Source organism: Microbacterium sp. ISL-103 (genome assembly GCF_018613995.1).
GTDB lineage: Bacteria > Actinomycetota > Actinomycetes > Actinomycetales > Microbacteriaceae > Microbacterium.
On sequence record NZ_JAGGPD010000010.1, the window covers coordinates 371 to 15,462 of the forward strand.

Sequence of the window (15,092 nt, forward strand, 5' to 3'; positions counted from 1 at the left end):
AAGCGCGGTGTGGTCGCCGATGAGCAGGTGCCAGGGCAGTTCGGGATCGGGACTGTAGCCGCCGCCTGCACCGCTGACGACCAGGGTGTCGCCCACCTGCGCCCTGCGCGCCCACGGGCCCGCCACGCCCTCGTCGCCGTGCACGACGAAATCGATCACGAGTCTGCGCTGCTCGGCATCCGACGCGCGCACAGTGTAGGTGCGACGGGTGGGCAGCTTGTCGGGGCTCTCCTCGCGCAGCTGCGCGAGGTCATAGGGAGGGGTCAGCCCATGGCTCGGGTCTGCGAACAGGATCTTGACGTACTTGTCGGTGTAGACGTTGTCGGTGAACGCCTCGTACCCGTCACCTCCGGCCGTGATCCGCACGAGATCGGGACTCACCTGCTCGATCTGCTGCACCGTGAGGACGGCTTGGCTGGGCGTGCGACGGGGCTGTTCCGGCATCGGGTCTCCTGACAATGGGAAGGAAGTCCTCTCCAGTCTGCCCTCGCCACACAGCACAGGCCGAGGTTCTCAGTCAATCCTTTGAGTCGACATCGGCGCAGTCGCTACTCTCTCGTCATGACCTCCGAAATCGACCCGGACCTCGAGCGTGTCGTGCACGCCCAGATTCGCGACCTGCAGGCCGTCATCGCGAAGGTGTCGCAGGACTACAGCGGACACCCGACCCAGGAGGTCAGGGATGCCGTGCAGAGAGAGGTCGATGCGCTCGGCAACGGAGCGACCATCGTCGACCCCGAGCTGAGCCTCGGCGCGCAGGCGGTCAGCGAGGGCAAGCACCCGCGTCTGTCCGACGAGGGCAAGCTCCTCACCGAGGACTGAGCTCGCAGCCGCCGGTCAGGCGGTGCAGAGGTCGGTGTCGGCGCTGCGGCTGACCGCGTCGACCGGCCGCGACGGGGGCGGGGTGGCACGGGGCTGCGAGGTCAGCTCGGCGTAGTCGGCGCCCAGCAGCAGCTGCACTCCGTCGATGTCTCCGGTCTGCACGGTGACGCCGATGCCGAGCTCGGATGCCAGAGCCTGCGCCGTCTGCTGCGCCTCCGGCGTGTCTGCCGCGGTGATCGTCGTGAGCTCCGTCGCCTCCGCGTTCGCGAGACCCGACACCGAGTATCCGTATCCGGTCGCATCCTCCGAGACGCGCGATGCGAGACCTGCCACACCCGCGCCGTTGAGGATCTGCACGGGGGCGGTGCGCACCGTGACGTCGGGCTCGGCCTCATCGGTCGTCAGCACGATCGGCGCGTCGTCGATCAGCGCCCGGAAGATCACGTCGGCATCGGCTGTGGGCACCACCCGATTGCGATCCTGCGGCGCCTCGACAGTCGGCATCGTCAGGAACGTGACGCTGCTCATCGGCACGTTCGCGAGGCGGGCGGCGAGACCCGCCAGGTCGGTCAGTGCGCCGAGCCCCGGATCGACGGTCATCGACGAGGTGACCGCGTCGAGGAACGCATAGAGACGGTCGGGGCGCACCAGCACATCCGACTTGGTGGCCTTCTGCACGATCGCCGAGAGCACCATCTGCTGGTGGCCGAGGCGCGCGATGTCGCTCTCCTCGGCGAGCGCGTGCCGGGTGCGAGCGAGAGCGAGCGCCTGGTCGCCGTTGATCGACTGCGCACCGGCCGGCAGATCGAGGCGGGCGTGGCCGTCCTGCAGGGCCTCGGGCAGGCACACGTCGATGCCGCCCATCGCGTCGACCATGCCGATGAACCCTTCGAAGTCCATCTGCACGAAGTGGTCGATCGTCACGCCCGTCAGCTGCTCGACGGCAGCCACCGAGCAGGCGGGGCCGTACTGCAGGGCGGCGTTCAGCATCCCCCAGCCGCCACCGTACGACCCGCTGCCGGTGTCGTCGCAGGCAGGCATGTCGCCCACGGTGTCGCGGGGGATCTGCACGGCGTCGATGCGGGTGTTGTCGCTCGAGATATGCGCCAGAACCATCGCATCGCTGCGCTCACTGCCGTCGTCTTCGCCGAAGCCGTCTGATTCGAGCGCTCGCGAATCCGACCCGAGCAGCAGGATGTTGAGCTCCCCTGTCGCGATCTCGGGTTCGTCGCTGCCCGTGTCGGATCGCAACGGCGCGGTGGTGATGTTGCCCTGCAGCTGCGCGTAGACGACTGCTCCGACGCCCACCAGCACCGCGACGACCAGCACGCTGATCCAGCCGATCACCCGGCCACGCCGCCGGCGCGGTCGAGCCGCGGGGGCGGAGTCGGGGGTCATGTCGCTCTGGGGGGATTCTGGCCGTCTCACTGGTTCACACCATCACGACTCGGCCGCGACCACAAACACGTGGGGGCGGCGAGTCCTGCGAGGGTGCTGTGAGATCGTCGGCCGTCACGCCGTGACGTAGCCCCGCGACGAGTCGTCGTGGACCAGTCGGTAGTCGGCGCTCGAGCCGTCGCGGTCGTGGGCGGCAAGGCCCCACACTCGGGCCGACCTCGTCTGCGCCGGGGTCCGATCGCCGTACTCGAGCACGAAGGCCGTCGGCATTCGTCCCTCCCGGTACTCGCCGACGACGTAGTGAGGGCTGGCGAGACCGCCCGAGTGCACCCGCCCGACGAAATGAGCGGGGTCTGTCACACGGGGCGGCGATGCGAGCAGGTCGGAAGGCGTGATGTGCTGCACGGCCGGCTGTTCGGTGAAGGAGAGGATCGAAGGCGGCGACGATCGGTACTCTGGGGCGTGTTCGTGACTCATGCGAGCCTCCTCAGTCAGGGATGGTGGCGTTACACGGACAGTGGTGCCGGGGCTGCAACCCCGGCACCACGTTGTTCTTCCACCGTACCTTATTTTGAGTTATTCAAAATAACTGGATGCTCTCGGCGCGTCGATCGGCAGCGGTGAGTAGCCTTCATCCATGAGCTTCCACATCGAGCACACCCTCGACGGCCGCCAGACGAGCACCGGCGCATACGACTCTCTCGGTGAGGCGGTGATGGCGGCGCTGGGCGTGAAGCGCGCGCCTGTTCTCATCGTCGACGACTCTGTCTCGTCTGCTGACGGGCAGCCCGTCGCCGTCGTCCTGAAGAAGGGCGAGGTGCTCACCGCGACCGACGAGCCCGAGTGGTGGAGTCGACTGAAGAAGGCGTCTCAAGAGAAGCTCCTCGCCGGCGGGCGCCTCGACGCCGCGGTCGTGACGGATCTCACCGATGCAGGTGGCGCTGTGGCCGCGACGGCATGGGAGAGCGGCCCGGTCGAGGAATGGGAGCTGACCCCGGCATCCGACCATGACTGGGTGCGCTTCGAAGCGGCGCGGCGAGCGGTCCGGGGCTGAGGCACCGGCCCCGCACCTGCTGACGCATGAGAAAGGCCCGGTTCCTCGAGAGGAACCGGGCCTTCTTCACATCTACTGCTCGCTGTGCGCGAGGGGGGACTTGAACCCCCACGTCCATAAGGACACTGGCACCTGAAGCCAGCGCGTCTACCATTCCGCCACTCGCGCGAGTATGTCGGGCTCCGAAGAACTCAACTTCCCAAAGATATCACGCGATCCGCCCGACGAAGAAACCGGGGCCGGCACCGTCTGCAGGACGCGGGCACGGATGCAGGAGCAGACACCGTTCTCCGGTCCTGCACCCGTGCTTCGGTCCTGCATTCGGCACCATCCGCCCCGCCCCAGGGCCGCGCACCCCTCCCCCACTCCCCCGGAATCTCGCGGTTCTCACCCGCCGCGACGGCGTTCACCCAGGACACCTGGCTACGATGTCCCTACCGGTCTGCATGCCAGAGGAGCCCAGTGGGACTACTTGACAGCTTTGAGAAGGGTCTCGAGCGCGCTGTGAACAGCGCCTTCGCGAAGACCTTCCGCAGCGGCATCCAGCCTGTGGAGATCGCTTCGGCGCTTCGTCGTGAAGCCGATACGAAGGCTGCTGTCGTCAGCCGCGACCGCATCATCGCGCCCAACAGCTTCGTGGTCGGCCTGAGCACCGATGACGCCGAACGGATGCGCGGACTCGGCGGCGCGCTCACCGATGAGCTGCACGCGCTTCTCACGAAGCACGCCAAGTCGCAGGGCTACAGCTTCTCGGGCCCCCTGTCGATCTCGCTCGAGGGCGACGACAAGATCGCCACCGGCACGGTGCATGTCAGCTCGGGCACCGTCGAGGGCCGTGTGAACTGGCAGGCCGTGATCGACGTCGACGGCCGCAGGCACTCGCTCACGACCGCCCGCACGATCATCGGCCGCGGCACGGATGCCGACATCACCATCGCGGATGCCGGATCCAGCCGCAAGCACGTCGAGGTGCTGTGGGACGGCGAGCGCGCCATGATGCGCGACCTCGGCTCGACCAACGGCACCAAGGTGAACGGACAGAAGGTGCGCGAAGCCGCGCTCCCCTCCGACACCACTCTGACCATCGGACGCACCGATCTGGTGTTCCGCATCGTCCCCGTCGCCTCTCCGTCACGCCCGCCGCGGCCTCGTGACGACGACGCGACCCGTGCGTTCGGAGCCCTCTCGTGAGCACTCCCAGTGAACTCGTCCTCCTTCTGCTGCGCGTCGGCTTCCTGCTGCTGCTGTGGTTCTTCGTGTTCGGCGTCGTCTATTCGCTGCGCGCCGACCTGTTCGGCATGAAGGTGCGCAAGCTCCCCGCCGAGGCCGCCGCAGGAACAGCCGTCCCCGCGCAGGCTGCGGCCCCCGCATCCCGCCCCGCATCGTCGAAGCCCAGCACCGGCCCCGCGACGGTCGCGACGGCCAAGCGCCTCGTCATCACCTCGGGGCCCAAGGCGGGGCTCGAACTGCCTCTCGGCACCGAGACCCTGACGATCGGGCGCTCGAGCGAATCGGCCCTCGTCATCCGCGACGACTACACCTCCAGCCATCACGCGCGCCTGCTGCTGCGCGGCGACAGCTGGGCCATCCAGGACCTCGACTCGACCAACGGCACCTTCGTCGCCGGTCAGCGGGTGACCGGCGGCCCGGTCGGCCTCGCCCTCGGCACCCCGATCAAGGTGGGCGCCACGACCTTCGAGCTGCGAGCCTGACCCCGGCATGGTCTTCGAAGGCTCGAGCGCCGCGATCTCCCACACCGGGAAGATCCGCTCCAACAACCAGGACTCCGGATACTCCGGGGCGAACCTGTTCGTCGTCGCCGACGGCATGGGCGGCCACGCCGGTGGCGACGTCGCCTCGAGCCTCGCGATCCACCGCCTGGAGCCTCTCGACCAGCCGTACACGTCGACCGAAGACGCGCAGGCCTCTCTGCAGGCCGCGGCGACCACGGCCGCCGGCGACCTGATCCGCGCCGCGAAGGATCGCCCCGAGCTCGCGGGCCTCGGCACCACGCTCAGTGCGATCATCATGGTCGACGACTACGCGGTCATCGGTCACATCGGCGACTCGCGCATCTATCTCTACCGCGACGACGCGCTGACCCAGATCACGGCCGACCACACCTTCGTGCAGCGACTCGTCGATTCAGGACGCATCACGCCCGAAGAGGCCCGCTATCACCCGCGCCGTTCGGTGCTCATGCGCGTGCTGAGCGACATGGACGCGGATCCCGAACTCGACATGTTCGTCATGCACACCCAGCCGGGCGACCGCTGGCTGCTGTGCTCCGACGGGCTCTCGGGCGTCGTCGACGAGGCGCACATCCTCAAGGCGATGCGCATGGGGATGGCACCGGGGCGCACCGCAGACAACCTGCTCAAGCAGGCGCTCGACGGCGGGGCCCCCGACAACGTCACGATCGTGCTCGTCGAGGTCGGCGGCCAGCACGCCCTGCACTCCGGAACCGCGACCGTCGTCGGCTCCGCCTCGAACCCTGCCAACGTCACCGTGCCGCCGGTGCGGGCCCCCCGCGGCAACTGGCTGCACCCGGTGCGCCAGGCGGCGAACGACCCCAGCCACTTCGAGCCCGCCCCCGAGTACCTCGAAGAGCTCATCGAAGAAGACCGTCGCCGCGCCAAGCGCCGCCGCATCGGGTGGATCGCCGGCATGCTCGTGGTCGTCGCGGTGCTGGCCTTCGCCGCGTTCGCCGCGTACAGCTGGACCCAGACCCGCTACTTCGTCGGCGCCGACGAAGACAGCGTCGTGATCTATCAGGGCGTGCAGCAGAACATCGGTCCGATCACGCTCTCGACGCCGCTGCGCGACACCGACATCCTGCTCGCGAATCTGCCTCCGTATCAGCGTGACTCCGTGGAGCGCACCATCACGGCACGCTCGTTCTCGGATGCCGAGGCCATCGTCGCCCGTCTGCAGGCCGGCGCCGACCGCGTCACCGGCGAAGAGACACCCCTGCCGACGCCGCTGCCCACTCCCCTGCCCACCCCCTCTCCGACGGAGGACGCAGGATGAGCACCGAGGTCACGGCCGACACCAGCGTCATCAAGGCCCTCAAGCGCATGCGGATGCCGCAGACGCAGCGCAACCGCGAGTTCTGGCTGCTGCTGTTCGCGGTCGCCCTCAGCGGCGCCGCCCTCACGCTCGTGCAGCTGGGCGCACTCGGCCTGATCGACCCGATGATCCTCGCGATCGGCGGCGGTCTCGCAGTTCTCGCGTTCGCGGTGCATTTCGTGCTGCGCGCGGTCGCCGCCGACGCCGACCCGTTCGTCCTGCCGATCGCGACTCTGCTCACCGGCCTCGGCATCGCGATGATCTACCGCATCGACATCGCCAAGTCGCTGACGGGATGGAACGCCTATTCGACGAAGCAGCTGGCGTGGACCGCGATCTCGCTCGCCGGGGCGATCGCCTGCGTCATCCTGCTGCGCAACTACCGGGTGCTCTTCCGCTACACCTACATCTTCGGCCTCTCGGGAATCCTGCTGCTGCTGCTGCCGTTCGTTCCGGGCCTGCGCATCCCCGACGCGAACGCCCAGGTGTGGGTCTCGCTCGGCGGCATGTTCGCCTTCCAGCCGGGTGAGCTGGCGAAGATCTGCCTCGCGATCTTCTTCGCCGGCTACCTGGTGCGCACCCGAGAGAGCCTGACCTCGGTCGGCACCAAGTTCCTCGGCATCACCTGGCCGCGCATGCGGGAACTCGGCCCGGTGCTGGTCGTCTGGGCGATCTCGCTCGGCATCATCGTGATCCAGCGCGACCTCGGCACCGGAACCCTGATCTTCGGCATGTTCGTCGCGATGCTCTACGTCGCCACCGGCAAGACGAGCTGGGTGCTGATCGGCCTCGCCCTGGTCGCCGCGGGCGTGGCGGTCGCGACGCAGATCCTCAGCTACGTGCAGGGGCGCTTCATCAACTGGCTGTTCCTGTTCGACCCCGACAAGGTCGACCCCGACGGCGCCGGCTTCCAGCCCATGCAGGGCCTGTTCGGCCTGGCCCACGGCGGTCTGCTCGGCACCGGATGGGGCCAGGGTCGCCCCGACGTCACCCCGCTCGCACACAGCGACTACATCATCACCAGCCTCGGCGAAGAGATCGGCCTGATCGGCCTGTTCGCCATCCTCTGCCTCTACATGGTGTTCGTCAGCCGCGGCGTGCGCATCGGGCTCGCCGGTCAGGACGACTTCGGCAAGCTGCTCGCGATCGGCCTGTCGTTCACGATCGCCCTGCAGGTGTTCATCATGGTCGGCGGTGTCACCAGGGTCATCCCGCTGACCGGTCTGACCACCCCGTTCCTCGCCGCCGGTGGATCCTCGCTCATCGCGAACTGGCTGATCGTGGCGATCCTGCTGCGCATCTCCGACGGCGTCCGCAGTCAACCCAGGGCGGTGATCGGCTGATGACCAAAGAGCTCCGTCGACTCAGCATCGTGATGCTGTTCATGTTCATCTCGCTGTTCGCGGCGACCAGCTGGATCCAGGTCGTCGAGGCGGATGCCCTCGGCCAGGACCCGAACAACCGGCGCACGCTGCTCGACAGCTACGAGATCCAGCGCGGGTCGATCATCGTCGACGACGTCGCCATCGCCTCCTCCACCCCGTCGGATGACCGCTACCAATTCCAGCGGGTCTACACGGATGCCGCGATGTGGGCGCCGGTGACGGGCTACTTCAACCCGGCGCTGCAGTCGGCGACCGGCATCGAGAGGGCGATGAACGCCGATCTCTCGGGCACCGGATCGAGCGCCTTCTTCGCAGAGATCGAGCGGATCCTGTCGGGGCAGCCGCAGCGCGGGTTCAGCGTCGAGCTGAGCCTCGACACGGCCGCACAGCGCGCGGCCTACGAGGGCCTGCAGGGACTCAACGGCGCGGTCATCGCCATCGAGCCGAAGACCGGCCGCATCCTCGCGATGGTCTCGACCCCCGGGTTCGACACCAACCTGCTCGCCACGCACGACGCGGATGCCGCGAACGCGGCCTACGACCAGCTCGACGAGGATTCGACGAAGCCCCTCTCGAACCGCGCGATCGCGGGCGACCTCAACCCTCCCGGTTCGACGTTCAAGCTCGTCGTCGCGGCCGCTGCCTACGCCTCGGGTGACTGGACTCCGAGTTCGACTCTGCCGAACCCCGCGCGCTACCAGCTGCCCGGATCGTCCAACACGGTGGCCAATGCCTGGGGCGGCACCTGCGGCAGCGGAGCGACCGTGACGATCTCCGAAGCCATCCGACTGAGCTGCAACATCCCGATGGCCGAGCTCGCGGTGCAGCTCGGCGACGACGCGATCCGCGAGATGGCCGAGAAGTTCGGGTTCAACCAGAGCTTCGCCACGCCTCTCGAATCGACGCCCTCGAGCTACCCGCGCGGCCTCAACGATCCGCAGACCGCGCTCACCGGATTCGGTCAGGGACAGGTCACCGCGACCCCCCTGCAGATGGCCATGGTGGCGGCGGGAATCGCGAATGACGGCGTCGTCATGAACCCCCGGCTCGTCGACACGGTCATCGGCAACGACCTCTCGGTGGTGCGGGCGTTCGACGACTCCGAGTTCGGCCGTGCCCTCGAGCCCGAGGTGGCCGACCAGGTGACGGCGTCGATGGTCGCGAGCGTCTCAAACGGCGCCGCGCAGGGTGCAAGAATAGACGGGGTCGATGTCGCCGGGAAGACCGGTACGACCGAGAACGATAACAACCCGTACACGTTGTGGTTCACCGGTTTCGCGCCGGCGGACGACCCCGAGGTTGCGGTAACGGTCCTCGTCGAAGACGGCGGCGGACAAGGGCAGTCAGGATCCGGCGACACCATCGCCGCTCCGATTGCGAAGAAGGTCATAGAGGCGGTGCTGGGCAGATGAGACCGACGCAGGGTGTGTCGTTCGGTGGTCGCTACGAGCTGCAGTCGCGTATTGCGATCGGCGGCATGGGCGAGGTGTGGGAGGCGACGGATCACGTCATCGGCCGCACCGTGGCCATCAAGATCCTCAAGGACGAGTACATGGGGGACCCCGGGTTCCTCGAGCGGTTCCGCGCTGAGGCGCGCCATGCCGCGCTCGTCAACCACGAGGGCATCGCGAGCGTCTTCGACTACGGCGAGGAGAACGGCAGCGCCTACCTCGTCATGGAGCTCGTGCCCGGCGAGGCGCTCTCGACCGTGCTCGAGCGCGACGGTGCGCTGAGCGCCGACAAGACTCTCGACATCGTCGCCCAGACGGCATCCGCTCTGCAGGCAGCCCACGCGGCCGGCCTCGTGCACCGCGACATCAAGCCGGGAAACCTGCTGATCACGCCCGACGGGCGCGTCAAGATCACCGATTTCGGCATCGCCCGTATCGCCGACCAGGTGCCGCTGACGGCCACCGGTCAGGTCATGGGCACCGTGCAGTACCTGTCGCCCGAGCAGGCGTCGGGTCACCCGGCCTCCCCCGCGACCGACACGTACTCGCTGGGAATCGTCGCGTACGAGTGCCTCGCCGGCAAGCGCCCCTTCACGGGCGAGTCGCAGGTGGCCATCGCGATGGCGCAGATCAACGAGCAGGCCCCGCCGCTGCCGCCGACCGTGCCGATCCCGGTGCAGAACCTCGTCATGGCGATGATCGCCAAGAAGCCGGCCGACCGGCCCTCGTCCTCCGCCACGGTGGCTCGCGCCGCGCAGGCGCTGCGACGCGGCGACCTGAACTCCGCGGCCATCGCCGTGCCCGCCATCGCCACCGGCGGTGTCGCCTCCGATGACGCCACGCGTCTTCTCACGGCCTCGGGCGACGACGGTGCGACGCGCATCCTTCCCACCACGGCTCAGCTCCCCACCGGAGACGAGGCCGAAGAGGATGCCGAGAAGAAGAAGAAGCGCAGCCCGTGGACGTGGCCGCTCATCGCCCTGATCGCGCTGCTCGTGATCGTGCTCGGCGGAACCGTTTTCGCTCTGATGAACCAGGGCGACGCAGACCCCGAGCCCACGGGCTCGGCCACCACGAGCGAGACTCCGAAGCCGACTCCGACCGAGACCCCGACGGAAGAACCCGCCCAGGTCGACGTCGACGCTCTGGGGCTCAAGGGCATGCAGTGCGAGGCCGCTCGCACGGCGGCGACCAACGCGGGCCTCCAGGCCGAGTGCGTCGTCGGCAACACGATCGCGCCGTCCGCCGACCAGGTCGGCACGGTCGAATCGGTGCAGCCCGGTGGCAACGTGCCCGAGGGCACCGCCATCACGCTGACGACCTACAAGGAGCAGGTGCAGGTCGGCAAGCCGTCGGGAACCCCGACCCTCGCCGGCACGCCCACCGAGGGCCAGCCGATCACGCTCAACTGGCCGAACTTCGAATGCCCCTCCGGCACGCCTGCGCGGTCGGCGTTCGAGGTGACGCTCACCAACGCGACCTTCTCGGGTGGCAACGCCGGCGAGTCGATCCGCAGCTTCGGTCCGAGCGTCCTCTCGACGCAGATCGTGCCCGGCACCGCGGGTCAGAGCGTCACAGCCACGTTCCGGGTGTTCTGCGGCAGCGACATGCCGTCGCCCCAGTCGGATGCCATGCCCGGCGTGGTCATCCTCCCGGCGGCTCCGGTCGACGGCGAGGGCGGCGAAGGCGGCGAGGACGCGGGCTGATCGCCCACTCGCAACGTAGGCTGAGCATTCACCAGGTCGTATCAGGGGGTAGTACGTGTCGACAGAGCCACGCGTTCTCGCGGGACGCTACCGCGTAGACGAGCTCATCGGGCACGGTGGCATGGCCAAGGTCTACCGCGGATACGACCTGACCCTCGGCCGCGCGGTGGCCATCAAGATCCTCGACCCCGAGCTGGCCCGCGACAACGCGTTCCGCACGCGCTTCCGCCTCGAGGCGCAATCCGCATCGCGCATGTCGCACCCGTCGATCGTGCGCGTCTACGACGCCGGCGACCCGTCGACCACAGACAGCACCACCGATGAGCCGCCCTACATCGTGATGGAGCTGATCAGCGGCACGCTGCTGAAGGACATCATCGCCCAGGGTCCGGTGCCGGTCGACGACGCCGTGCGCTACGTCGACGGCATCCTCGAAGCCCTCGACTACTCGCACCGAGCGGGTGTCGTGCACCGCGACATCAAGCCCGGCAACGTCATGGTCACTGAAAAGGGCCAGGTCAAGGTCATGGACTTCGGCATCGCCCGAGCCGTGTCCGACTCTTCGTCGACGGTCGCCGAGACCACTCAGATCATCGGCACCGCCGCATACTTCTCGCCCGAGCAGGCCAAGGGCGAGCCCGTCGACGCACGGGCTGACCTCTACTCGACCGGCGTGGTGCTCTACGAGCTGCTCACCGGGCGCCAGCCGTTCCGGGGCGAGTCCCCGGTCGCCGTCGCCTATCAGCACGTCAGCGAGACGCCTGTTCCGCCGACCGAGGTCAACGAGGACTCCCCCGGAGCCCTCGACCCGATCGCGCTGCGCGCCCTCGCGAAAGACCCCTACCAGCGCTATCCGGATGCCGCGCACTTCCGTGCCGCACTCGATTCAGCCGTGTCGGGTCACGCGCCCACCCGCAAGGAGCTGGGCGCTCTCACCAGCGAGCTCTACGGCGAGAGCCCGCGTGCAGCGCAAGAGACCGCCCGGTCTCTGCGACAGCTGAGCACGGACACCACGATGGCGCGCACGCAGTCGGGTCCGCCCGTCGCGTGGATCTGGGCCGGAGTCGCCCTGCTCGCGGTGCTGCTCGCATCCGTGCTGTTCTGGGTGTGGACGATCAGCATGCGCCCCGACGACGTGCCGACGAGCTCGCGGGTCGTTCCCGACCTCGTGAACGTCTCGTCCGAGCGCGCGCAGGAGGATCTGGGCGAACTCGATCTCACCTCGAAGCTCGTACTCGAGTCGAGCAACGAGATCGCCGAGGGCAACGTCATCCGCACCGATCCCGAGCCCGGAACCGCCGTGAGCGAGGGCGACGCCGTCACGCTCTACGTGTCGTCCGGCAAGGAGACGGTGGTGGTGCCGACCCTCGAAGGACTCTCGCTGGCCGCCGCCAAACAGGCGATCACCGGTGCGGGGCTGCAACTCGGCACGGTGATACAACGCAACGACAAGGGCCTCGCTGCCGACACCGTCATGGAGGCGAGCGAGAAGGCCGAGAGCGAGGTCGCCCCGAAGACGGTGGTGAACCTCGTCGTCGCCAGCGGTCGCGTCACCCTCACCGACGTGTCCGGGTGGACCATGGAAGCGGCCCAGGCAGAGCTCGAGCGCATCGGTCTCACGGCGCAACCGGTCGAGCTCACCGACTGCGACCCGACGAACCCGGCGACCGTGGCATCGATGTCAGCGGCTCCCGGCGACGTCGCCATCGGCTCGACCGTCGAACTGCGCTACTGCGTCGCCGCCGGCTGAGCGCCGCGCGGATCAGCGCCCGACAGCGGGTGCAGGTGGGCTGAGCGCGCCACGGCCGAGGTGTCTCCGCACAGCTCGAGCCAGTTGGCGAGCAGGCGATATCCGCCCTCAGTGAGCACGCTCTCGGGGTGGAACTGCACTCCGACGATAGGCAGGTCGGTGTGAGCCAGCGCCATCACCGTGCCGCTGTCGGTGCGGGCGGTGACGACGATGTCGGGCGGCAGCGACGACTCCTCCAGCGAGAGCGAGTGGTAGCGCCCCACATCGAAGGGCGAGGGAATGCCGGCGAACAGCGCAGAGCCGTCGTGGATGACGCTCGACACCATGCCGTGCATCAGCTCGGGGGCCTCGGTGACCGGCGTGCCGAACGCCTCGCCGATGACCTGGTGCCCGAGGCACACGCCGAGCAGAGGCATCCGTCGCCGCGCGGCGATCCGCACTGCGTCGAGAGATGCGCCCGCGTCAGACGGGGCGCCCGGCCCCGGCGAGAGCATCAGCGCATCGACACCGTCGAGCAGACGCTCGAGGTCTGCCGCATCGACCGCATCCGATTCGACCAGAGCGACGTCGGCGCCGAGCTCACGCAGGTAGCCGACGAGGGTGTGCACGAAGCTGTCGTGGTTGTCGACGACCAGCACCCGCGTCATTCGAGGTCGACCTCACCCGGCGTGATGAGCGGGCTGACCCAGGGGAACACGTACCAGAACAGCCCGTAGAGCACGGCGGCGATCAGCGCGAGCAGGATGAAGAGCTTCAGCCACCACGGACCGGGAAGGATGCGCCAGAGTGCGGCGTACATGAGTCGTCTCGTTCCGTAGGGCTAGATCGACGGCGCGGCCGGCGGCGGGGGCGGGTCGGTGAGAGCCGGGGGCGGACCCTCTGCCCGCGGCTGGAAGCTCTCGAAGACGCCATAGGCGACGATGCGCTCGGCCAGAGAGTAGAGGGGCGAGCAGGCGGTCAGCGTGATGTACTTCTCGCCGGTCTCGACGCCGGGCATCTGCGGCACGTCCAGCAGCACCTCGGTCTGGGTGGGCGTGACGTACTCGAGGGTCCGGAACCGGTAGGTGAACCAGCCGTCGGGCGTCTCGACCACGATCGCGTCGCCGATCTGCAGCTTGTCGAGCTGGTTGAAGGGCTTCCCCCAGGTGGTGCGGTGACCTGCCATCGCGAAGTTGCCGACCTCGCCGGGCATCTTCGAGTCGGTGTAGACACCGATTCCGAGCTTGTCGAGGGTGCGTGCCCGGCTGGTGCCGCCGTAGATCCCGACGTTGTAGTCGGCGCCGAACCGAGGGACGTGCATGTTGCCGAGGCGTTCGGTGTCGGCGGGCGGTGCGGGGATCACCGGCTCGAAGGTCGTGGTGCCGTCGTCGGCCTCGATCACCGGCGGCAGCTCGGGTGTGGGGCCGCTCGCCCACTCCTCCGAGACGGCAGCGCCCTCTTCGTTCTTCTGGGCGCTGATGATGATGTCGCCGATCCACATCTGCCACGCCACGAACAGCAGGACGAGCACTCCGGCGGTGAGCAGAAGCTCACCGAGGACTCCCGTGAAGGTGGCACGCGATCGAGGGCGGCGGCGTGGTGCTCGTCGCTCCCCCGAGACGACGGATGCAGTCATGCCGCGATTTTATCCCTCTGATCCGAACTCGCGCCTGTGAAGCCTGGTTTTCCGCGCGATATGCGACTCTTCGGTACACTGTGGGAATGGCACGCGACCGCAAGATCGAAGAACCCGAAGCTCCGCGCAGCGAAGGTGAGGCCGCGCCCAACGCCGTGTGGTTCAAGCCGGTGATGATCGGCTTCATGCTGCTGGGTCTGATCTGGATCCTCGTGTTCTACATCTCGGGCATGCAGTTCCCGATCCCGGGTCTCGACAACTGGAATCTGGCCATCGGCCTGGGCATCGCCCTCATCGGTTTCCTCATGACCACACGCTGGCGCTGACGCCGCGCATACTTTCAAGAAGGGCCCCTCCCGCATCAGCGAGAGGGGCCCTTCTCCATGCGGCGATCACGAGTTATCCACAGGTTATCCCCACCCTGGGGAGAATTACACCCATGTTATTCACAACGGTTGACAACCCTGTTAACAACTCCGGATCAGGAGAAAACCGTGGTGATGAGGAACGGAGGCAGGAACGCGACGATCAGTAGCAGCACCACGACGACCGCAGAGAGCAGCACGATCTGCCAGACGCGCTGCTCGCGCCGTCGGGTCTTCGTGAGGATGAACGCGACGAGTGCGCCGACGATCGCGCCACCGAGATGCGCCTGCCAGGCGATGCCGCCGATGATGAAGCCGAAGACGAAGTTGATCCCGAGGATCACCAGGAGTCCGGTGACGTTCGCGCCGATGTGCCGACCGATGATCAGCAAGGCGGCCATCAGTCCGAAGATCGCGCCCGAGGCGCCGACGGTGAACGTGCCCGGCGCGATGACGGCGACGGCGACGGAGCCGCCG

17 protein-coding genes and 1 tRNA gene are annotated in these 15,092 nt (G+C 68.1%); 10 read left to right on the forward strand and 8 right to left on the reverse strand.

Features of this window, described 5'->3' with window-relative positions:
* The coding region (locus J7E68_RS19460) for a siderophore-interacting protein (RefSeq protein WP_251048476.1) at positions 1-444 on the reverse strand (444 nt) is incomplete at its 3' end.
* A 117-nt stretch (positions 445-561) separates the two neighbouring features.
* Here J7E68_RS19460 and J7E68_RS00520 point away from each other — a divergent pair.
* Complete coding sequence (locus tag J7E68_RS00520; protein ID WP_215168856.1) at positions 562-822, forward strand: hypothetical protein; 261 nt, start codon at positions 562-564, stop codon at positions 820-822.
* Between the two features lie 15 nt (positions 823-837).
* On the opposite strand, the gene J7E68_RS00525 is transcribed toward J7E68_RS00520, so the two are convergent.
* The gene (locus J7E68_RS00525) at positions 838-2,220 is read right to left on the reverse strand and encodes an LCP family protein (RefSeq protein WP_215168858.1); all 1,383 of its coding nucleotides are present in this window, start codon (positions 2,218-2,220) and stop codon (positions 838-840) included.
* Positions 2,221-2,334: 114 nt separating this feature from the next.
* Positions 2,335-2,697 (reverse strand): hypothetical protein, encoded by a 363-nt coding sequence (locus tag J7E68_RS00530; RefSeq protein WP_215168860.1) that lies wholly within the window; start codon positions 2,695-2,697, stop codon positions 2,335-2,337.
* A gap of 160 nt (positions 2,698-2,857) precedes the next feature.
* On the opposite strand from J7E68_RS00530, the gene J7E68_RS00535 reads away from it, so the two are divergent.
* The gene (locus tag J7E68_RS00535; protein WP_215168862.1) at positions 2,858-3,274 is read left to right on the forward strand and encodes a hypothetical protein; all 417 of its coding nucleotides are present in this window, start codon (positions 2,858-2,860) and stop codon (positions 3,272-3,274) included.
* Positions 3,275-3,359: 85 nt separating this feature from the next.
* On the opposite strand, the gene J7E68_RS00540 is transcribed toward J7E68_RS00535, so the two are convergent.
* A tRNA-Leu gene (locus J7E68_RS00540) sits at positions 3,360-3,442 on the reverse strand.
* A 294-nt stretch (positions 3,443-3,736) separates the two neighbouring features.
* On the opposite strand from J7E68_RS00540, the gene J7E68_RS00545 reads away from it, so the two are divergent.
* The 7 genes from J7E68_RS00545 to pknB are packed head-to-tail and all read left to right on the forward strand — an operon-like array spanning position 3,737 to position 12,635.
* Complete coding sequence (locus tag J7E68_RS00545) at positions 3,737-4,465, forward strand: DUF3662 and FHA domain-containing protein (protein ID WP_215168864.1); 729 nt, start codon at positions 3,737-3,739, stop codon at positions 4,463-4,465.
* Positions 4,462-4,986, forward strand: coding sequence for an FHA domain-containing protein (locus J7E68_RS00550; protein ID WP_215168866.1), 525 nt, complete (start codon positions 4,462-4,464; stop codon positions 4,984-4,986). The genes J7E68_RS00545 and J7E68_RS00550 overlap by 4 nt, the downstream gene beginning before the upstream one ends.
* Positions 4,987-4,993: 7 nt before the next feature.
* Positions 4,994-6,304, forward strand: coding sequence for a PP2C family serine/threonine-protein phosphatase (locus J7E68_RS00555; RefSeq protein ID WP_215168869.1), 1,311 nt, complete (start codon positions 4,994-4,996; stop codon positions 6,302-6,304).
* Positions 6,301-7,686: an FtsW/RodA/SpoVE family cell cycle protein gene (locus J7E68_RS00560; protein ID WP_215168870.1), complete on the forward strand. Its 1,386-nt coding sequence runs from the start codon at positions 6,301-6,303 to the stop codon at positions 7,684-7,686. The genes J7E68_RS00555 and J7E68_RS00560 overlap by 4 nt, the downstream gene beginning before the upstream one ends.
* Entirely contained in the window at positions 7,686-9,140 is a 1,455-nt protein-coding gene (locus J7E68_RS00565) for a penicillin-binding protein 2 (RefSeq protein ID WP_215168872.1), read from the forward strand. Before J7E68_RS00560 ends, J7E68_RS00565 begins: the two co-directional genes overlap by 1 nt.
* A complete protein-coding gene (locus J7E68_RS00570; protein ID WP_215168874.1) occupies positions 9,137-10,885 on the forward strand; it encodes a protein kinase domain-containing protein in 1,749 nt (582 codons plus the stop codon). Before J7E68_RS00565 ends, J7E68_RS00570 begins: the two co-directional genes overlap by 4 nt.
* A gap of 55 nt (positions 10,886-10,940) precedes the next feature.
* Positions 10,941-12,635: a Stk1 family PASTA domain-containing Ser/Thr kinase gene (gene pknB / locus J7E68_RS00575; RefSeq protein WP_215168876.1), complete on the forward strand. Its 1,695-nt coding sequence runs from the start codon at positions 10,941-10,943 to the stop codon at positions 12,633-12,635.
* Here pknB and J7E68_RS00580 read toward each other — a convergent pair.
* Genes J7E68_RS00580 through J7E68_RS00590 form a run of 3 tightly spaced genes read right to left on the reverse strand, consistent with a single transcriptional unit; the run spans position 12,614 to position 14,250 of the window.
* A complete protein-coding gene (locus J7E68_RS00580; protein ID WP_215168878.1) occupies positions 12,614-13,282 on the reverse strand; it encodes an aminodeoxychorismate/anthranilate synthase component II in 669 nt (222 codons plus the stop codon). The genes pknB and J7E68_RS00580 overlap by 22 nt on opposite strands.
* The gene (locus tag J7E68_RS00585; RefSeq protein ID WP_215168880.1) at positions 13,279-13,434 is read right to left on the reverse strand and encodes a hypothetical protein; all 156 of its coding nucleotides are present in this window, start codon (positions 13,432-13,434) and stop codon (positions 13,279-13,281) included. The genes J7E68_RS00580 and J7E68_RS00585 overlap by 4 nt, the downstream gene beginning before the upstream one ends.
* A gap of 21 nt (positions 13,435-13,455) precedes the next feature.
* A complete protein-coding gene (locus J7E68_RS00590; protein ID WP_215168882.1) occupies positions 13,456-14,250 on the reverse strand; it encodes a class E sortase in 795 nt (264 codons plus the stop codon).
* A gap of 86 nt (positions 14,251-14,336) precedes the next feature.
* Here J7E68_RS00590 and J7E68_RS00595 point away from each other — a divergent pair, with 86 nt between their 5' ends.
* Positions 14,337-14,576 carry a cell division protein CrgA gene (locus J7E68_RS00595; RefSeq protein ID WP_215168884.1) on the forward strand — a complete coding sequence of 80 codons (240 nt, stop codon included), beginning with the start codon at positions 14,337-14,339 and terminating at the stop codon, positions 14,574-14,576.
* A 155-nt stretch (positions 14,577-14,731) separates the two neighbouring features.
* Here J7E68_RS00595 and J7E68_RS00600 read toward each other — a convergent pair.
* Positions 14,732-15,092, reverse strand: a 361-nt coding sequence (locus J7E68_RS00600; RefSeq protein ID WP_215168886.1) for a rhomboid family intramembrane serine protease, incomplete at its 5' end; no start/stop codon positions are given.